This window comes from Pseudomonas sp. NA-150, from assembly GCF_044336365.1.
Taxonomy (GTDB): Bacteria; Pseudomonadota; Gammaproteobacteria; order Pseudomonadales; family Pseudomonadaceae; genus Aquipseudomonas.
In genome coordinates, this window is record NZ_CP172305.1 from 4,687,323 (window position 1) to 4,707,718 (window position 20,396).

The following is a 20,396-nucleotide window of genomic DNA, read 5'->3' on the forward strand; positions in this document are numbered from 1 at the left end:
CAAAAGAGCAGCCGAAGCTGCTCAATTCATGATGCGGTTTTGAATTTGGCAACGCCCCTGTAGGAGCCAACTTGTTGGCGAGTGCCTGAACGCGGTCTGTCAGACATATCGCCTCGCGAACAAGTTCGCTCCTACAGGTTCCGTATCAAGCCCAATCAGCGGCGCTGAGTCAGTGCGCGACGCTCGAACTCGACGATGCGCTGGCGATAATGTTCGATGGTCTGCGCGGTCATGACACTGCGCTGGTCATCTTTCAATTCGCCGTTCAGTTCATGCGCCAGCTTGCGCGCTGCCGCCACCATCACATCAAACGCCTGTTTCGGATGACGCGGACCTGGCAAGCCGAGGAAGAAGCTCACCGCGCGGGTGCTGAAGTGGTCGATGTCATCCAGATCAAAGATGCCCGGCTTGACCGCGTTGGCCATGGAAAACAGTACTTCGCCGTTACCAGCCATGCTTTCGTGACGATGGAAAATGTCCATCTCACCAAAACGCAGACCGCTTTCCAGAATGTTCTGCAGCAACGCCGGGCCCTTGAAGCCGCTTTCGTCGCGGGAGATCACGCTGATCACCAGCACTTCTTCCACCGGTGGCAGGTCTTCGGCGCGGCGTGCAGTGTCGTCGGCACGGCGCTTGTTGTCGTCCGGGAAATCGTCGTCGCCGCCGCGACCAGTGAACAGACTCGGGCCGTCCAGGTCGAGGTTCAAGTTCAGGTCACCCTGGCTCGGCTCGTCCTTGCGCTTGCTGCGCTTGGTATCACGGGGTGCAACGTTCACCGACGGCAGGTCCTGCTCGTCCAATTGGGGTTCTTTGTGGTTATCCAGCACACGCGGCGGGCCCAGCACTTCGGCCGAGCTCACTTCCTCATCATCGCCCGCACCGGCGAAACTTCGATCCAGCCTGAATTTCAATTTTCCCTTGCCGCCGCGCATCCGGCGCCAGCCATCGAAAAGAATACCGGCAATGACAATAATGCCGATGACGATCAGCCACTCGCGCAGACCGATTTCCATGTAATCCAGTGCCTCTAATAAAAATGCTGATTAATAAGGGCCGAAACCCCTTTAAAACGTGGCGCCAACTCTATGTTCTGACTGGCGTTTTCCCCACGCAAAAGAAAAAGTGGTCATTAAGCTAGCACGACCAAAGATAACTTTACACCGTCCATTGCATTCGGTTGACCGTTGTAACGGAATCAAAGCGTAACAGTAGCTATCAAATAGCCATTTCCCAAGTCGTGCAAGGCTTGTGCACTACGCGTCTACCAACGCCATCGCCTCCTCCACGTCTACCGCCACCAGCCGCGAGCAGCCGGGCTCGTGCATGGTCACGCCCATCAGTTGATCGGCCATTTCCATGGCGATCTTGTTGTGGGTGATGTAGATGAACTGCACAGTTTGCGACATTTCCTTCACTAGTCTGGCGTAACGCCCGACGTTGGCATCGTCCAGTGGCGCGTCTACTTCATCGAGCATGCAAAACGGCGCCGGGTTGAGTTTGAAGATGGCAAATACCAGCGCCAGTGCGGTCAGGGCTTTTTCGCCGCCGGACAGCAAATGGATAGTGCTGTTCTTCTTGCCCGGCGGGCGCGCCATGATGGTCACACCAGTATCGAGTAGATCTTCGCCCGTCAGTTCCAAATAAGCGCTGCCGCCACCGAAAACTTTTGGGAAAAGAGCCTGAATTCCGTTGTTTATCTGATCGAAGGTCTCCTTGAAGCGATTGCGGGTTTCCTTGTCGATCTTGCGAATCACGTTCTCCAGGGTATCCAGCGCTTCCACCAGATCGGCGTTCTGCGCATCCAGATAACGTTTACGCTCAGATTGTTGCTGATATTCGTCGATGGCCGCGAGGTTGATCGCACCGAGACGCTGAATGCGCCCGGCAATGCGTTCCAGTTCCTCTTCGGCGTCCTTTTCGTTGGCTTCGCTGGTCAGCGTGGCGAGCACCCCGTGCAGGTCATAGCCATCAGCCAGCAACTGGTCCTGCAAGGTGGTGCGGCGCACGGTCAGCGATTGCCATTCCATGCGTTGTTGTTCGAGCTGGCCACGCAGCAGTTGTGATTGCTGTTCGGCCTGACTGCGGCGTTTCTCGACCTCGCGCAACTCAAGGTCAGCGTCTTCCAGGGCATTTTTTGCCTGACGCATTTCTTCGTCGACCGCCATGCGCTTTTCCAGCAGCTCTTCGAGCTTGAGGCGTAGCTCTTCGAGTGGCGCTTCGCCCTCCTCCAGATTGAGGTTCAGTTGCTCGCGCTTTTCGGTCAGGCGCTCGGACTGCAACTCCAGGCGCTCAAGGGCTTGCCGGGTTGAATCGTGCTGCGCCCGCAGCGAGCCCAGACGCACGGCCAATTGATGGGCGTGGTCTTTGTGCTGTCGGGCTTCCTGACGCACCCGATCAAGGCGTTCGCGCAGGCTGTCGCGTTGGGCCAGCAGCAGTTCGCGCTGTTCGGTGTCGAGGGCCATGCTGTCCAGCGCGTCCTGCAGTTGCAGACGGGACTCGCCGAGTTGTTCGTGTTCGATGGCGCGTTGTTCGCCCAGTTCGCCTAGCTCTTCGTCGAGGCGTTTGCGGCGCAAGGTCAGTTGTTCGACCTTGGCCTTGGCCGCCGACAATTGCGCCTTGAGTTCGCTTTGCTGACGCGTTTCGTCCTGCAAGCGGCGACGCAACTGTTCGCGAGCATCTTCCTGTTGCAGTTGCTGTTCACGCAGGTTGACCAGTTGCTCTTCGAGGGTCGCCAACATCGCTTCGCGCTCGTCGCGCTCCAGGCCCAGGCGCTGTATTTCCTGACCACGGGCCAGCACACCGCTCTGTGCTTCACTGGCGCGACGCACGCGCAGGAAATGCCGGCCGACCCAATAGCCATCACGACTGATCAGGCTCTGCCCTGCCCCGAGCTGACTGCGAATCGCCAGCGCCTCATCAAGGCTTTCCACTGGTTTGACCTGCCCCAGCCAGGCCGACAAATCCACCGAAGACTGTACCTTGTCCAGCAAGCTGCCAGGGATGCGCAACGCGTCAGACGAAGGATTGACCAGGCGCAGATCGCCCTGCTCAAATCCAGCCAGATCGAGCCCGGCGAAGTCGTCGACCAACACCGCTTGCAGGTCGGCGCCGAGCACGGTTTCTACCGCGAGTTCCCAACCAGCATCTACTTGCAAACCTTCCGCCAGACGCGGGCGATGGCTGAGCTGATGCTCACGCAGCCATTCGGCGGTGCCGGTGTCGGGATCGAGTGCGGCCTGTTGCAGGGCTTCCAGCGAGGCCAGACGACCGTTCATGCGCTGCAATTCGCCCTGGGCCTGCTGCTGCGCCTGATTGGCCTGCTGCAGTTCGCCGCGCAGTTGCTCCAGACGCTCGACCAGTTGTTCTTCGCTGGCGTGCAGTTCTTCGAGGGTTATCTCGCGGGTGGCGAGGTCTTCGCTGAGTTCCAGAATCGCTGCGTCTTCCGGGTCGGCGGCGAGCAGTTGCAGCTCTTCGCCCAGACGCCGTTGCCGTTCGCCCAGACGCTCCATGCTGGTTTCCAGTTGCTGGATGCGCGACTGCTGCACTTCGGACTGGCGGCGCGGCTCGGCGGAAGTCAGGTTGAACGCATCCCACTGCTCCTGCCAGCCGTGCATGGTGGTTTCGGAGTCTTCCAGTGCGGCAGCCGATTCTTCGGCGGCGGCATTGGTCATTTCCAGTTCCGGGTCGAGCATTTCCAGCTCTTCGCCGAGAGTCGCGAGCAAGGTGCGGTCGTGGCCCAAGTGAGATTCGGTTTCCTGCCGCGAGCGCTCGGCTTCGCGCAGGTCGTCCTGCAATTGGCGCAGGCGCTGCTGGCCGTGCTGGATGCTTTGTTCGATGCGCGCGATGTCGCCGCCCACCGAATAGAAGCGCCCCTGCACCAGATTGAAGCGTTCAGACAGGTCGTGATGACCGTCACGCAGGCGCTCGATTCCAGCATCGGCATTGCGCTGTTCGGCGACCAGCGCTTCGAAACCGACCTCCTGATTGCCGATGATCGCTTCGCGTTGGCCGACCTGCTCGTTCAACGCCTGCCAGCGCAGGGCCGACAGTTGCGCCTTGAGCTGGCGCTCTTCGCCCTTGTATTCCTGATACTTCTCGGCGGCCTGGGCCTGGCGGTGCAGGCGATCGAGTTGACGTTCCAGCTCGTCGCGCAAGTCCGTTAGACGGGCGAGGTTTTCGTGGGTGCGGCGGATACGGTTTTCAGTCTCGCGCCGACGCTCTTTGTATTTGGAGATGCCAGCGGCTTCTTCGATGAAGTTGCGCAGGTCTTCCGGCTTGGCTTCGATCAGCTTGGAGATCATCCCCTGCTCGATGATCGAATAGCTGCGCGGCCCCAGGCCAGTGCCGAGGAAGATGTCGGTAATGTCACGACGACGGCATTTGGTGCCGTTCAGGAAGTAGCTGTTCTGGCTGTCGCGGGTCACTTTGCGGCGAATGGAAATTTCCGCATAGCTGGCGTATTCGCCGACCAGGGTGCCATCGGAGTTATCGAACACCAGTTCGATACTCGCCTGACTGACCGGCTTACGGCTGGTGGAGCCGTTGAAGATGACGTCGGTCATCGATTCGCCGCGCAGGTTCTTCGCCGAGCTTTCGCCCATCACCCAACGCACGGCGTCGATGATATTGGACTTGCCGCAGCCGTTCGGGCCGACGACCGCTGCCATGTTGCTCGGGAAGTTGACGGTGGTCGGGTCGACGAACGACTTGAACCCGGCCAGCCTGATGCACTTCAGACGCATGGGTCAGTCTGCCGCCAGCGCGGACAGGACCTGCTGGCAACTGCGCTCGCAATATTGGGTCAATACCAGGCGAATAATCGCTAGATCACGGGCGATGACGGCCTCGAGCAATTGAGTGAACAGGTTCAGGTACTCGCCCATCTCCGCTTTACGCTGGTCCAGCGCCAGGTAATAGGTACGACTCATGGACGGCTGCAGGTTTTCCACGGTTTCTTGCAGGTACAGGTTGTTGGCAAACGAATAGGTCGCGCGCATCACGTTGAAACTGTCTTCGACGAAGGCCTTCACGTCCTGGCGTTCATAACTGGCGAGCAGGCGCTGCTGTATCTGCACAAAGGGCGCGAGATCGGTCTGCGTCTGCCAGTGGGTGGCCACGGCGTTGCCCAGCATGATGTACAGCTCGCTCATCAGCGAGCACAGGCTTTCGATGTTATCGGCGTTGAGCTCGGTCACCTGGGCGCCCCGGCGCGGCAGGATCACCACCAGATGGCGGCGCTCGAGAATGAGCAAGGCTTCACGCACCGAACCTCGACTAACGTTAAGTAAGGTGGTGACCTTTTGCTCTTGAATGCGCTCCCCTGGCGTGAGCTCGCCGCGGATGATCCGTCCTGCGAGGTGCTGAGCGATTTGCTCGGCGAGGCTATCCGGCGCCTTGAACGTCATGGTTTTCCTTCGAAATCGGTTTCTGCCTTACAAGCGGCGCAGTGTATCGCATGGCGCCGCGCCGTCGGTGTGGAATGTGGCACGAATTAAGCAATTCTTTGAGTAAGGGTCGGCGTTTTTGTTGCTGGCTGGGCACACCGTTAATCGGCGAATCCGGGAAAATCTGATTTTCCTGACTTTAAGGTCAGATTTTAATTGACCGGAAAGTCAGAACTGATAGATTTACTCCCATGCGTCGATTACAAAAATAAGTGCAGAGAGGCCTTCCGTGATCCAATTCTTACTCAATCAGGAGCTGCGTACCGAGCACGCCCTGGACCCGAATCTAACGGTGCTCAATTACCTCCGCGAGCATGTGGCCAAACCCGGCACCAAAGAAGGCTGCGCCAGCGGCGATTGCGGTGCCTGCACCGTGGTGGTCGGCGAGTTGGAGATCGATGGCGAAGGCCGCGAGCAGCTACGTTATCGCAGCCTCAACTCGTGCCTGACCTTCGTTGCCTCGCTGCACGGCAAGCAACTGATCAGCGTCGAAGACCTCAAACACCAAGGCCAATTGCACAGCGTGCAAAAAGCCATGGTCGAGTGCCACGGTTCGCAATGCGGCTTCTGCACCCCCGGTTTTGTGATGTCGCTGTTTGCCCTGCAGAAAAACAGTACCGCGCCAGACCACCAGCAAGCCCACGAGGCACTGGCCGGCAACCTGTGCCGCTGCACCGGCTACCGGCCGATCCTGGCCGCTGCCGAGCAAGCGTGCGGCACGCAACGCCAGCCGGATCAATTCGATCAACGCCAAAGCGAAACCATCGCCCGCCTGAAGGCCATCGCACCGACAGACACCGGCGAGCTCAACAGCGGCGACAAACGCTGCCTGGTGCCGTTGACCGTCAGCGACCTGGCCCAGCTTTACGATTCTTATCCACAGGCGCGTTTGCTGGCCGGTGGCACCGATCTGGCGCTGGAAGTGACGCAGTTCCATCGCCCGTTGCCGGTGATGATCTACGTCGGCAACGTCGCCGAGATGAAACGCATCGAACACTTTGACGACCGCATCGAAATCGGCGCGGCGACCTCGCTCACCGACTGCTACGACGCGCTGACCGCTGAGTACCCGGATTTCGGCGAACTGCTGCACCGCTTTGCTTCGTTGCAAATCCGCAATCAGGGCACTCTCGGCGGCAACATTGGCAACGCCTCGCCCATCGGTGACTCCCCGCCGCTGTTGATCGCCCTCGGCGCGCAGATCGTGCTGCGCAAAGGCGAGATCCGCCGCACCCTGGCGCTGGAGGACTACTTCATCGACTACCGGGTGACCGCGCGGCAGGAAAGCGAATTCATCGAAACGATCATCGTGCCCAAGGCCAATGCTCGGCAGGTGTTCCGCGCATACAAGGTCTCGAAGCGGCTGGACGACGATATCTCTGCCGTCTGCGCGGCATTTCGCCTGCAGGTGGAAAACGGTTCCATCGTCGAAGCCCGCGTGGCGTTCGGCGGCATGGCGGCGATTCCGAAACGCGCGACGGCGTGCGAACAATCGTTGATCGGCGCGCCCTGGAGCTCCGCCACGGTGGAGCGTGCCTGTGCGGCACTGGCCAACGACTTCACCCCGCTCTCCGACTTCCGCGCCAGCAAGGAGTACCGCCTGCTCAGCGCGCAAAACCTGCTGCGCAAATACTTCATCGAGCTGCAAACGCCTCACATCGAAACGCGGGTGACTTCTTATGTCTAATCATGCTCCGGAAAAAACCCAGGCCGAGATGATCGCGCTGTTTCAACAGGACCTGACCACCGGCGTCGGCCGCAGCGTCAAGCACGACAGCGCCGACAAACATGTGTCGGGCGAGGCGGTGTATATCGATGACCGCCTGGAATTCCCCAATCAATTGCACGTGTACGCACGCCTGTCCGACCGTGCCCACGCCCGTGTCATCAGTATCGACACCACCCCGTGCTACGCCTTCGACGGCGTGCGCATTGCGATCACTCATAAAGACATTCCCGGCCTGAAAGACATTGGCCCGCTGATGCCCGGCGATCCACTGCTGGCCATCGACACCGTGGAGTTCGTCGGTCAGCCTGTGGTTGCGGTTGCAGCACGGGATCTGGAAACCGCGCGCAAAGCGGCGATGGCGGCGATCATCGAATACGAAGACCTGGAACCGGTGCTGGACGTGGTCGAGGCGTACCGCAACAAGCACTTCGTGCTGGAAAGCCACACCCACAAGCGCGGCGACTCAGCCACCGCCTTGGCCAGCGCCGAGAATCGGATTCAAGGCACCCTGCACATCGGCGGTCAGGAACACTTTTACCTGGAGACGCAAATCTCCTCGGTCATGCCCACCGAAGACGGCGGGATGATCGTGTACTGCTCGACCCAGAACCCCACCGAAGTGCAGAAGCTGGTGGCGGAAGTGTTGGGCGTGTCGATGAATAAAATCGTCGTCGACATGCGCCGCATGGGCGGTGGTTTCGGCGGCAAGGAAACCCAGGCCGCCAGCCCGGCGTGCCTGTGTGCGGTGATCGCGCTGCTGACCGGGCAGCCGACCAAGATGCGCCTGCCACGGGTCGAAGACATGCTGATGACCGGCAAGCGTCACCCGTTCTACGTCGAGTACGACGTCGGCTTCGACAGCACCGGACGCCTGCACGGCATTCAGCTGGAACTGGCTGGCAACTGCGGCTGCTCGCCGGACTTGTCGAACTCGATTGTCGACCGCGCGATGTTCCACGCCGACAACTCGTATTACCTCGGCGAAGCCACGATCAATGGCCATCGTTGCAAAACCAACACCGCCTCGAACACTGCGTATCGCGGCTTCGGTGGCCCGCAAGGCATGGTCGCCATCGAAGAAGTAATGGACGCCATCGCCCGCCACCTGGGCAAAGACCCGCTGGACGTGCGCAAGGCCAACTACTACGGCAAGACCGAGCGCAACGTCACCCATTACTACCAGCCGGTCGAGCACAACATGCTCGAAGAGATGACCGCCGAGCTGGAAGAAAGCAGCCAGTACGCCGAGCGTCGCAAGTCGATTCGTGCCTACAACGCCCACAGCCCGGTGCTGAAAAAAGGCCTGGCGCTGACTCCGGTCAAGTTCGGCATTTCCTTCACCGCCAGCTTCCTCAACCAGGCCGGCGCGCTGATCCATATCTACACCGATGGCAGCATTCACCTGAACCACGGCGGCACCGAGATGGGCCAGGGTCTGAACATCAAAGTGGCGCAGGTGGTGGCCGAGGTGTTCCAGGTCGATATCGACCGGATTCAGATCACCGCGACCAACACCGATAAAGTGCCGAACACCTCGCCGACCGCAGCTTCCAGCGGCGCAGACTTGAACGGTAAGGCGGCGCAAAACGCAGCGGAAATTCTCAAACAGCGTCTGGTGGAATTCGCTGCGAAAAAGTACGAAGTCAGCGAGGACCAGGTGGAATTCCGCAACGGTCATGTGCGGGTTGGTGAGCTGATCCTGTCGTTCGAATCCCTGGCGCAGCAGGCGTGGTTTGGCCAGGTGTCGTTGTCCAGCACCGGGTATTACAAGACGCCGAAGATCTACTACGACCGCAGCCAGGCGCGTGGTCATCCGTTCTACTACTTCGCCTACGGCGCGGCCTGTGTCGAGGTGATCGTCGACACGCTGACCGGCGAGTACAAGATGCTGCGCACCGACATCCTGCACGACGTCGGCGCCTCGCTGAACCCGGCCATCGACATCGGCCAGGTGGAAGGCGGCTTTATTCAGGGCATGGGTTGGTTGACCATGGAAGAACTGGTGTGGAACGCCAAGGGCAAACTAATGACCAACGGCCCGGCCAGCTACAAGATTCCGGCCGTCGCCGACATGCCGCTGGATCTGCGAGTGAAACTGGTGGAAAACCGCAAGAACCCGGAAGACACGGTATTTCACTCCAAAGCCGTGGGCGAGCCGCCGTTCATGCTGGGTATCGCTGCCTGGTGCGCGATCAAGGATGCGGTGGCGAGTGTTGGCGACTATCGCTATCAGCCGAAGGTTGATGCGCCGGCGACGCCGGAGCGGGTGCTGTGGGGTTGTGAACAGATGCGCAAATTGAAGGCTGAGCAATTGGAAACTGCAGCCATTCCCGAAGTGTTGGGAGCTTGATCCGATGAAATTCTGTAGGAGCTGCCGCAGGCTGCGAAGCGGTGTGAGAAGCGCCGAATTAATCTCGGATGTACCGACGCCTCGCAGCCTTCGGCAGCTCCTACAGGAAATTGCGTTTTGTCAGTTACACAGGAGACAAACATGAACAATTGGATCAGCGCGCTCGCCGAGCTGCAAACCCAGGGCCAACCCTGTGTGCTGGTAACCATCATCGACGAGCGCGGTTCGACCCCGCGCAATGCCGGGTCGAAGATGGTGGTGTGTGCCGAGCGTATTTTCGACACCATCGGCGGCGGCCATCTGGAGTTCAAGGCCATGGAAATCGCCCGCGAGATGCTTGCCAGCGGTCAACAGGAAACCCGCCTCGAACGCTTTAGCCTCGGCGCCAGTCTCGGCCAGTGCTGCGGCGGCGTAAATGTGTTGCTGTTCGAACCTATGGGCCAACCGCAAGCGCAGATCGCTGTGTTCGGTGCCGGGCATGTGGGTCGTGCGCTGGTGCCGTTGCTGGCCAGCCTGCCCTGCCGCGTGCGCTGGATCGATTCCCGGGAGCAAGAGTTCCCGGAGCAGATCCCCGACGGCGTGTTGCGCATTATCAACGACGAGCCGGTGGACGAAGTCGATGACTTGCCTTCAGGCAGTTACTGCATCGTCATGACCCATGATCATCAGTTGGATCTGGAGCTGACGGCGGCGATTCTCAAGCGCAATGACTTCACCTATTTCGGCCTGATCGGCTCGAAGACCAAACGGGTCAAGTTCGAACACCGTCTGCGTGATCGCGGCTTCGATGCGGCGCTGCTGCAACGCATGCGCTGCCCGATGGGCTTGAGCGAGGTCAAAGGCAAATTGCCGATTGAAATCGCCGTGTCCATCGCCGCCGAAGTGATCGCCACCTACAACGCCAATTTCGGTTTACACAGCTCCAACGCCGAACCTATCGCTCAACTGCTGACGGCTTCACGCCGCAGCCAAGCACAATGAGATCGTTATGACGTTTGCTTCTGCCAGTACCCACAAAAGAGCCTACCGCGCGGCGATTCTGCACAGCATCGCCGACCCCGCCGAAGTCGTCATCGAAGCGTCCTACGAGTATTTCCCGGACGGTTTGATGGTGGTCGAAGACGGCAAAATCGTTGCCCTTGGCCACGCCCGCGACTTGCTTGGCAAGCTCGGCAGCGACGTCGAGGTTACCGAATATCCGGACGCCTTGATCACCCCCGGCTTCATCGACACTCACATCCACTTGCCGCAAACCGGAATGGTCGGTTCCTACGGCGAGCAGTTGCTGGACTGGCTGAACACCTACGTTTTCCCCTGCGAAAAGCAATTCGCCGACCCTAAGCATTCCGCCGAAGTCGCGGATATTTTCCTCAAGGAATTGCTGCGTAACGGCACCACCACCGCGCTGGTATTCGGCAGCGTGCACAAGGAATCGGTGGAGGCGTTCTTCAGCGCTGCCGAGAAGCTCAACCTGCGGATGATCGCCGGCAAAGTGATGATGGACCGCCACGCACCGGACTACCTGACCGACACGCCGGAATCCAGCTACGTCGACAGCAAGGCGCTGATAGAGCGCTGGCATGGCAAGGGTCGTCTGCATTACGCCGTTACCCCGCGCTTCGCCCCGACCAGCACCCCTGAGCAGTTAACCCTCGCCGGACAACTGCTCAGCGAATACCCCGACGTCTACATGCAAACCCACATCAGCGAAAACGTGAAGGAAGTGGAATGGGTCAAAGCGCTGTTCCCGGAGCGCAGCAATTACCTGGACGTCTACGACCATTACAAACTGCTTGGCGAGCGCTCGGTATTTGCTCACGGTGTGCACCTGTGTGACGACGAATGCGCACGCCTGGCGGAGACCGGCTCGGCGGTCGCCTTTTGCCCGACCTCGAACCTGTTCCTCGGCAGTGGTTTGTTCAATTTGCCGATGGCGGAGAAGCACAAACTGAATATCGGTTTGGGCACCGACGTCGGTGCCGGCACCAGCTTTTCACTGCTGCACACGCTGAACGAGGCGTACAAGGTGATGCAGTTGCAGGGAGCCAAGCTGAGCCCGTTCAAGTCGCTGTATTTGGCGACGTTGGGCGGCGCGCGGGCGCTGCGTCTGGAAGACAAGATCGGCAGTTTGCAGGTAGGCAACGAAGCGGACTTTCTGGTCCTCGACTACAACGCCACACCGCTGCTCGCCTACCGCCTGAAACAGGCGCAGAACATCGAAGAGACGTTGTTTGTGCTGACCACGCTGGGCGATGACCGGACGGTGCTGGAGACGTATTCGGCGGGGCAGTTGGTGCATCGCCGCGATTAAGATCAATCCCTGTAGGAGCGGGCTTGCCCGCGATAGCGGTTTGTCAGATATACCGCCATCGCGGGCAAGCCCGCTCTTACAAGGGATATGTGACGATCAAACAGCCGGGCTACGACCCGGCTTTTTCTTGGTCTGCAACAAGTGTGAGAACACTGCGTGCAAGTCGTCCGAGGCGCTGTCTTCGTCGAGGTTGAGTTTGCTGTCGATGTGGTCCATGTGGTGCATCATCAGGTGGACCGCCAGCTCGGCATCGCGGGCTTCGATGGCGTCGATCAGTTGGGTGTGCTCGTCATAGGAACAGTGCGAGCGGTTGCCGCTTTCGTACTGGGCGATGATCAATGAGGTCTGCGACACCAGGCTGCGCTGGAAACTGATCAACGGCGCGTTCTTCGCCGCGACTGCCAGCTTCAGATGAAACTCACCCGACAAACGAATCCCGGCGCCCCGATCGCCACGGGAAAAGCTGTCGCGCTCGTCGTTGACCATCTGCCGCAGCTCAGCCAATTGCTCGGCCGTGGCGTGTTCAACCGCCAACTGGGTAATTGCCTTTTCCACCATGCGCCGTGCGAAAAATACCTGACGCGCTTCCTCGACGCTCGGGCTGGCGACCACCGCGCCACGGTTCGGCCGCAGCAATACCACGCCTTCGTGGGCCAGACGGGACAGCGCGCGACGAATGATCGTACGGCTGACACCGAAAATTTCCCCCAACGCTTCCTCACTCAGTTTGGTCCCGGGCGCCAGACGCTGTTCGAGAATTGCCTCGAAAATATGCGCATAGACGATGTCGTCCTGGGTGCCGACGCGGCCCGCCTTGACGGTACGCGGCTGTTTCTTGAGGGGCTGCAACTGTTCGTTCATGGGCGCTCGTGGGGAAGTCACGGAAAAGTACAGTCACATTGTACACAGTGCATGGGTTGTGAATAGCCAGAACCTCTACAACCGCGTTATGCACACAATCTTGATTATTCTCAAAACAAAATAGAAAACATTATTTGCATTTTTTGTATACAAAAGCATAATCCGTTGCGTGCGAGTTCCTGACTTAACGGTCAACAAACCGGGTAAGGCTGCAAACAGGGGAAGCTCCACAGGTGCTGGATAACAATAAAAGTATGAGGAGTACCCGCTGTGGAAAGTCGCAAATCCGAAGCTACGACGCTGGATCTCACGCCGCCACGTACCGGTTTGCTTGAACGTGTGTTCAAGCTGAGCCTGCATGGCACGACCGTCAGAACCGAAGTGTTGGCAGGTCTGACTACGTTCATCACCATGGCGTACATCATTTTCGTCAACCCGAACATCATGGCCGACGCCGGTATCGATCACGGTGCGGCGTTCGTCGCCACCTGTATCGCTGCCGCGCTGGGCTGCCTGTTGATGGGCTTGTACGCCAACTGGCCGGTAGGTCTTGCGCCAGGCATGGGCTTGAACGCGTTCTTCACCTACACCGTGGTCGGCACCATGGGCTACAGCTGGCAGACCGCGCTGGGTGCGGTGTTCATCTCCGGCGTGATCTTCATGGTGCTGACCCTGTCACGCATCCGTGAATGGCTGCTCAACAGCATCCCCATGAGCTTGCGTTTTGCGATGGGTGCGGGGGTTGGCCTGTTTCTCGGGATCATCGGCCTCAAGACTGCCGGTATCGTGGTCGCCAGCCCGGCGACGTTGATCAAGCTCGGCTCACTGCGTGAACCCGGCCCGCTGCTGTCGGCCATCTGCTTTTTGATGATTGCGGTGCTCAGCTACCACCGGGTGTTCGGCGCGATTCTGATCAGCATCATCACCGTGACCCTCGCCGGTTGGGGGTTGGGCCTGGTGGAATACCACGGCGTGTTCTCCGCGCCGCCAAGCCTGGCACCGACCTGGTTGGCGATGGACATCAAGGGCGTATTCAACGTCAGCATGATCAGCGTAGTGCTGGCGTTCCTCTTCGTGCACATGTTCGACACCGCCGGCACCTTGATGGGCGTCGCTCAGCGCGCCGGTCTGGTGAAGGCCGACGGCAAGATTGAAAACCTGTCCAAGGCACTGAAGGCCGACAGCGCCTCCAGCGTGTTCGGGGCGATGGTCGGTGTGCCTCCAGTGACCAGCTACGTTGAAAGCGCCGCAGGCGTGGCCGCGGGTGGCCGTACTGGCCTGACCGCCGTCACCGTGGGCGTGCTGTTCATTGTCGCGATGTTTTTCGCACCGCTGGCCGGGATGATTCCGGCTTACGCAACGGCGGGTGCACTGATTTACGTGGCGATGCTGATGATGGGCAGCATGGCTCACATCAACTGGGACGAAGCCACCGACTGCATTCCAGCGATCGTGACCGCGATCATGATGCCGCTGACCTTCTCGGTCGCCGACGGGATTGCCTTGGGCTTCATCACCTACGTGGTGTTGAAAGCAGGTACTGGCAAGTTCAAGGAAATCTCGATCAGCGTGTATGTGCTGTGCGCGATTTTCATTGCGAAATTTATCTTCCTGTAAAACCACAATGGAGAAACCCAATCGTTGTAGGAGCGAACTTGTTCGCGAGGCGGTGTATCAGGCACACCGCGTTGAACCCCTCGCCAACAAGTTGGCTCCTACAGCGGTTTGAGTCAGGCAAAAAACACAGCGCCCCAGCAATGGGGCATTTTCTATTTAAGGAGAACACCCATGACCCTGGAAACCTGGCTGCTGTTCAGCAGCGCGGCGCTGGTGGTGATACTGATTCCGGGACCATTGTCCCTGTTGATGATCAGCAACAGTTTGAATTACGGGCTGCTGCGTTCGTACCCGGCGTTTCTCGGTGGGGTGTTGGCGTCGGTGTGTTTGCTGAGCGCCTCGGCACTCGGCCTGGGGGCATTGTTGATGGCCTCGGAACAGGTATTCAGCGCACTGAAACTGATCGGCGCGCTGTACCTGTTTTACCTCGCCTGGCAGAGCTGGCAACAATCGAGACAAGCGGCCACCGTCACCGAAGTGCCGGTGGCGGCAAGCAATCCACGTTTCAGCGCGCTGTTCTGGCGCGCCTTTGTGCTGGGTGCCAGCAACCCGAAAGACATCCTGTTTTTCGCTGCCTTCCTGCCGCAGTTTCTCCGCGCCGGAGAACCGCTGTTCGGCCAACTGGCAATCATGATCGCCAGCTGGACCGTGCTCGACCTACTCTGCAAAGTCGCCTATGGCCTGAGCGCCCATGGCGCCGCGCGTTATCTGCGCAGCGGCAAGGGCCAGAGCTGGTTCAATCGCGTTAGCGCCGGTCTGTTCGGCACAGCAGGTGCGGTGTCGCTGTTGAGCCGCTAGTCTGACGATTAAAAATCGTCAGCGATGCGCAACACAAGAACCTGCTTGCCAGACTCAAGAGGGCTGACACTATTGGTGCCGCCCAACAGCTTGATCAGTTTGCCCTCCTGCCGGGCCTGCTGAACGGCAGGCACTGCCAACGCGTTGATCGGGTCGGCCAACACAGAGTCGATCCAGGCGTTCGACATTGGGAAATTGAGGGTCTCGGTGCTTTTGTAAAGCTTCAAAGACGAGCCGCGCGAGTGCCGCAAGTAGAGCAAATACAACTCCGGCTGTCCCGGCCGACGAAACAGCATTATCGGCCGACCTGCCGCATAAATCCCCCGCTCCACCACTTCATACCCGCCGCGATTCAGCACATGCAGCATCAATACCCTGAGGTCGGATACGCTGCCCACACCATGAATAGCCCGGGTCAGCAACTCCACCTCCAACGGACTTTCGATCAAAAAATCCAGACGACTAAAGGTCTCTATCGAGCTGCCATAACTGACCTTTAGGTGAAGCGCATTTGCAATTTCGCCTTCTGGACGTATGCCCTCAAGCATCCGCAGCGGATCGTTAAGCCTGGAAAAGGGTGCATTCTCGCCCCTTCTCCAGGCGTTGAGCGTTGCCCGCATGGCGATCAAGCGACTTGAAGTCAGGGTCGAGCCACTGTTATCCGCCAGGTTGAACAACTTTTCTGCGAGCGCCTGCTGCGATGCCGGCGTGAAGCCGGGACGCGCTTCGGCAACCATCTGATGCAGGTTCTTGCGAAACACCGGTCGATGAAAGGTCCAACGACCCGCCGTGTAAGACGCCATCGCCGGCTGCTGATAGCGATTGTTTTGAATGATGTCGTCCAACCCGACGAAACCGACGATAGGGGCGTCAGGATTGGTCAGGAATACGATGTTGGTGTGGCGAATCGCACCCGGCGGCAGGACTTCGTGATACTGGGTGCCGATGAGCACCATCTCGCGCTCAGGCGTGCCAACCACGCGAAAGGTCGGCGGGGTAATCGCCACTTGATCGAGGGTGCTCGGATCATCCACCCGCCGCCCCCAACGCTTCCACACATCGACATCTGCCGACGGGACACTGGTCGCCGCTACGTGCCGGGGCGCCGAAGGTAATTGACCCGAGCTCCCCGCAATAGCTGAGCGCCGATAGGCTTGCGCCCAGTCAGGTACACGTTTGTGTGTCCGGTAATAGAACGCCAGGCTCAACTCCAGTCGACGTTGCCGGTCAGGCGGGAACGCAAACTGATCGAGCAGCTGACGCGCCTGGACACGGGTGAAGTCCGGATCTGGATGATTCCGACACATCATCACTTCAGCAATGTTCGAGCCGACCCCGCCTTTGAGGCCGACGTCGGTGTGGTACAGCCAACGCCCTTCGACAAAACGCACCGGCGGCTCATAGGTGTGTGTCGCGGTTTTTTTCAAGCGCAGGGTTTGCTCGCCTGAACGGCGGTAAACCCGATAAGACTTGCCCTCGTGTTTGATCCATAGCTGTCCGTCCAGCAACCAGGTGCCAACATCCTTGCCGGTTTGCGGTCGCGCAGCCTGCAACGAAATATCGGCGTCGTAACCTTCAAATGACAGGGTCACGTAGCGTTTGCGCGACACGGCCGGCAATGCTTGCCTGATACGTGCGAGCTGACGCAGCTTGGTAGCACGGCGTGCGACCTTGGCCAGCGCGGTAACGGTGACGGCACCCGGCACTACCGATAACAGCACGTCCATCACGCACATTGTGGTGCTGAAGGTCAGCGCCCCACCCTCCTCGTTGCGCCCTTGACGAAAGGCCTCGGCGGCCAAATGCCCATCGTGCCAGCCATCGTTCACACTGATCAGGGTGCCCAGGCCGGGAACGAACGACAGCAGCGCCTTGAGGTACATCATGTAGTGTTGCTGAGTGCGCTCCGTGCGCGCGCGACGGATGTCATGACCACTGCGCGTAGCGACCTGAGTCTGTTGATAGAGCAACCACTCCCGCACGTGGAATTGCTGCAGCGTCATCTGCAGATCCAGCGCTGGGACGAAGGTGATAAACCCGTCGAACTTGCGGATCAACGCCTGCTCGATATAGCGCACATCGGCTGCCGGGGCGCGACTTTCTTCAAGGCGCGACACCAGCCAGCTCACCATCCTGGGCTCTTTGATCAAGCGCTGGATCAGCCGCTCCCGGGCTTCAGCCAGGCTGTTGGCCTCGCTCAATGAAACGCCCCCAGGCGCTTGCGGCAGATAGACCAGGGTTTTCCCGGTCATGCGTTGGTGAATGACACACAAGCCGCTAAAGGTCTGGCTGTTGTTCTCGCCACTGATCGCGGTGCCCGGTTTGAAGACGATCCAGTTCATTTGCAGATGAGCAGCGTTCAGATCGTTGCGTGAACGCGCCCGGGCTGCGGCGTCGAGCACACGATACCCGTCATCGGTCAATTGACTGCGTTGCCTGGCAACAAAGCCTTCCAGAAGAATTTCGAACTCATACGGTGTGAGTAGCACTTCATTGTCGAGCCGGTCTTGCGAGGTTATGCCGGCGCGAAGGCTAAACACCCGTTTGAGCAGCGTGCGGTAGTGTTGGGCGACGTCCATCTGCGGAATAACGCGCACCAGATACCGGTCAGTCAAACCCTCAAGGAACCCGCTTTCGTGGGGCAGCGCATAACTGATACGGGCAAACGACAACCTGGCCACCTGCTCTTCGTCGCCCGGATCAATGTTGTAACGGGCCAGGTCCGACAAACTGATCTGCTCACGCTCGGCGCCGGCTTGCCACACTTTACTGTGCAGCGTCGTCCCCACCTGTTGATCGATCTGCCACTGGCGGCTCACGGTTTTCGGCAGATCGAGGATCACCTGATCGGCATCCAGGGCGCGGCCCAGGTCCGCCTGGATCTGCACCGCCAGGCGCTGACGAACGAACACCTCGAACGGCGGCAACTCCCCGTCCAGTCGCCGCTCCAGCACCGCTGCGGCCGCATGGAAATCCGCCAATTGCCGGGCGTACTGGTGGCGCACCTCGGCCTTGGCGTCGAGCAACCAGCGGGGCAATTGCGCCGGTAACGCGCCCGTACGTCGTTGTTCGGCCAGCTGATCGATGGCCCGATCACGCGCCTCATTCGCCGGCATTTGCAGGTTGCCAACCCACTCGAGATGCAGACGAGCCTGCGTCGCTTCGAGCGTCTGCTCATCGTCATACAAGCGCTGACCCGAGCGAGCGGCCTGCAGCGCATTGGCGGCGCCGTCGAGTTGCGTTTGCACGCTGTGAGCGATGGGCGAAGCAGTGACAGCTCGGTCTATCAACCGCGCCGAACCCCTCATCGCCATCGCCCGCAGGTGCGGTGAAACCTGACGCCATAAGGGCGTCTCAAGGCCCGATTGCAAGCTGAACTCGACGTCGTCCTTGAGCGCCTGCAACGAGGAGAACTTCTGCAAGCCGCCGCCTTCACCCGGCAGGTAGAGCAACGCCGACGCACTGAAAACAAACACCAACGCACCGTTGATGGGCGACTGCGCATCGCCCGCCATCAGCGCCAGTTCACGGGCGATCAATGGACTGGGTGAGGCGTTCTGTGGGGCGAGCAACTGTTCAAGTGCCGTCAGCTCAACCGCGGTCAGCGTTGCTTCGTAGTGCTGCAAACGGGCTTCGGCCAACAAGCCCTGGCGACGCTGTTCGACCAGTGCACTGTGGTAGCGGGTCGAGAAATCGCTGAGCGGATTTTCTGCGCTGCCCCTGAATGAGTCACTCAGGGTTCGGGTCGTAGCTTCAGTGGCCTTGAGCTGATCATGGCAACGACGGTATTCGACACGCGCCTCAGTCTCGCCTTCGCCCGCCCCGCACCACGCCTCGATCCGTTGTTCGTAAACCGTGGGCTTGCGTTCCGTCAGTCGCGCCGGAAGTGCTGGCGACAGGCTGCCGAACGACACCATCGAAGCGAACAGCTCGGCGTCCTGATCGAGGCCATCGTTGATTACTTTGAGCCATTGCGCAGCCACCAGTTGGGCCAGAGGTGCAGTGCGTTGGCGGAGGCTGTCATCAATGCTTTTCTGGAACACGTCCTGGCCCGGCGCCAACGGCAGATACTCCATCTCCACGGCGTGCTGCAACAGGTGTTCGAGCCCTTCTCGTAAATCCTCCCGCGATTCAAACTCGCAGAACTCGACCTCATTTCCCGGCATGACCAACACCAGTGGCAGGTCATTCCGATCGGCGCTTTCAATCACAAAAGCCCCCGCCAGTGCCTGTCCCGCAGCGTTGGCCTTTAGCATAAAGACCCTCGGTTGCGTTGCGCTATACACACGCTGCACCAGCGCCAGTCCGTCATCGCCAAGCATCAACGAGAGCCGCGCCAACACCGCCTTGTGCGCGAGGTTCTGGCGTCGTTGTTGAGCGGCTACCACCTGACGGCTGCCAGTAAAACCGGGCGCCAGGCCCTGCCACCAGGCGTCCCATTGGTGTTGTCCTGATATCGGTGCAGATCCCGTCAGTGCACGCAGACGCTCAGCGCTCTCGGCTGCGCCCGTGCAGGCCGCGTGCAGTTGGTTGAGGGATTGCGTCGGGGTGACACTTTGCGCGATGTAGTAGCGCAGGCTGCTGTAGGCCAGGTCATCGGCGGAAACAGTTGAAAGGTCCATCGGTCACTCCATGGTTGATGAGAACCGGGAGTGTGCTGAAGGCCGTGCAACGAAAATGACTACATAGATATCGGCATAAAAAAGCCCGCAGTGTGGGCGGGCAAGAGGTTACGAGAGTAAAGAGGTTGGCGCCCCCTGGTTTGTGTCGCCTGCGAATCTTAGCTGCCGCGATACGTCGAATAGCTGTACGGCGAAATCAGCAGTGGCACGTGGTAGTGCTCTTGCCCGGCATCGATGCCAAAGCGCAGCACCACAACGTCGAGAAATGCCTGATCGGGCAGTGCCACACCGCGAGCGCGGTAGTAATCACCGGCATGAAATTGCAGTTGATAGACACCCGAGCGGTAATCCTCACCCTGCAAGATCGGCGCATCGCAGCGGCCATCGTGATTGGTCACGGCCGTGGCGATACGTTGCAGGTGTTCGCCCTCGACCCGGTACAACTCGATCTTGATGGAGCTCCCAGGGCAGCCGTGGGCAGCGTCCAGAACATGCGTGGTCAATCGTCCCATTGCTCGTCAGTGCCTCGCGCAATCCAGTGAAGAAGTCGCGCTGCACCCTTGCAGTGCAAGGCATGAGCGCGGCGATAATCAATTAAGACACTTTTCAAAAAAATTGTACACAATAAAAATCGCATTTTCCGATCATCCGATGCTGGCCCCGT

12 protein-coding genes are annotated in these 20,396 nt (G+C 59.5%); 6 read left to right on the forward strand and 6 right to left on the reverse strand.

Features of this window, described 5'->3' with window-relative positions; genetic code table 11:
• Window positions 1–155 precede the first annotated feature (155 nt).
• The 3 genes from zipA to ACF0H7_RS22195 all read right to left on the reverse strand — a co-directional run bounded on the left by zipA (window position 156) and on the right by ACF0H7_RS22195 (window position 5,405).
• Entirely contained in the window at window positions 156–1,013 is an 858-nt protein-coding gene (zipA, locus tag ACF0H7_RS22185; RefSeq protein ID WP_397449001.1) for a cell division protein ZipA, read from the reverse strand.
• Between the two features lie 240 nt (window positions 1,014–1,253).
• On the reverse strand, window positions 1,254–4,742 hold the full coding sequence (gene smc, locus ACF0H7_RS22190) for a chromosome segregation protein SMC (protein ID WP_397449002.1): 3,489 nt from the start codon (window positions 4,740–4,742) through the stop codon (window positions 1,254–1,256).
• Between the two features lie 3 nt (window positions 4,743–4,745).
• Entirely contained in the window at window positions 4,746–5,405 is a 660-nt protein-coding gene (locus ACF0H7_RS22195; protein WP_397449003.1) for a GntR family transcriptional regulator, read from the reverse strand.
• 268 nt (window positions 5,406–5,673) lie between these two features.
• On the opposite strand from ACF0H7_RS22195, the gene xdhA reads away from it, so the two are divergent.
• The 4 genes from xdhA (at window position 5,674) to guaD (ending at window position 11,834) form a co-directional block, all read left to right on the forward strand.
• On the forward strand, window positions 5,674–7,131 hold the full coding sequence (gene xdhA, locus ACF0H7_RS22200) for a xanthine dehydrogenase small subunit (RefSeq protein WP_397449004.1): 1,458 nt from the start codon (window positions 5,674–5,676) through the stop codon (window positions 7,129–7,131).
• Window positions 7,124–9,523: a xanthine dehydrogenase molybdopterin binding subunit gene (gene xdhB, locus ACF0H7_RS22205; RefSeq protein ID WP_397449005.1), complete on the forward strand. Its 2,400-nt coding sequence runs from the start codon at window positions 7,124–7,126 to the stop codon at window positions 9,521–9,523. The genes xdhA and xdhB overlap by 8 nt, the downstream gene beginning before the upstream one ends.
• A 141-nt stretch (window positions 9,524–9,664) precedes the next feature.
• Window positions 9,665–10,504, forward strand: a complete 840-nt coding sequence (gene xdhC, locus ACF0H7_RS22210; RefSeq protein WP_397449006.1) for a xanthine dehydrogenase accessory protein XdhC — start codon at window positions 9,665–9,667, stop codon at window positions 10,502–10,504.
• A 7-nt stretch (window positions 10,505–10,511) separates the two neighbouring features.
• On the forward strand, window positions 10,512–11,834 hold the full coding sequence (gene guaD, locus ACF0H7_RS22215) for a guanine deaminase (RefSeq protein WP_397449007.1): 1,323 nt from the start codon (window positions 10,512–10,514) through the stop codon (window positions 11,832–11,834).
• A 96-nt stretch (window positions 11,835–11,930) separates the two neighbouring features.
• Here the strand turns inward: guaD and ACF0H7_RS22220 are convergent, their stop codons facing one another.
• Window positions 11,931–12,695, reverse strand: a complete 765-nt coding sequence (locus ACF0H7_RS22220; protein WP_397449008.1) for a GntR family transcriptional regulator — start codon at window positions 12,693–12,695, stop codon at window positions 11,931–11,933.
• Between the two features lie 270 nt (window positions 12,696–12,965).
• Between ACF0H7_RS22220 and ACF0H7_RS22225 the strand changes: the two genes are divergently transcribed.
• Together ACF0H7_RS22225 and ACF0H7_RS22230 are read left to right on the forward strand one after the other, a co-directional pair.
• Window positions 12,966–14,312, forward strand: coding sequence for an NCS2 family permease (locus tag ACF0H7_RS22225; RefSeq protein ID WP_397449009.1), 1,347 nt, complete (start codon window positions 12,966–12,968; stop codon window positions 14,310–14,312).
• A 171-nt stretch (window positions 14,313–14,483) separates the two neighbouring features.
• Complete coding sequence (locus ACF0H7_RS22230; protein ID WP_397449010.1) at window positions 14,484–15,110, forward strand: LysE family translocator; 627 nt, start codon at window positions 14,484–14,486, stop codon at window positions 15,108–15,110.
• Window positions 15,111–15,118: 8 nt separating this feature from the next.
• Here ACF0H7_RS22230 and ACF0H7_RS22235 read toward each other — a convergent pair whose 3' ends face one another.
• Entirely contained in the window at window positions 15,119–19,732 is a 4,614-nt protein-coding gene (locus ACF0H7_RS22235) for a dermonecrotic toxin domain-containing protein (RefSeq protein ID WP_397449011.1), read from the reverse strand.
• Window positions 19,733–19,890: 158 nt separating this feature from the next.
• Complete coding sequence (uraH, locus tag ACF0H7_RS22240; RefSeq protein ID WP_397449012.1) at window positions 19,891–20,244, reverse strand: hydroxyisourate hydrolase; 354 nt, start codon at window positions 20,242–20,244, stop codon at window positions 19,891–19,893.
• Window positions 20,245–20,396 lie beyond the last annotated feature (152 nt).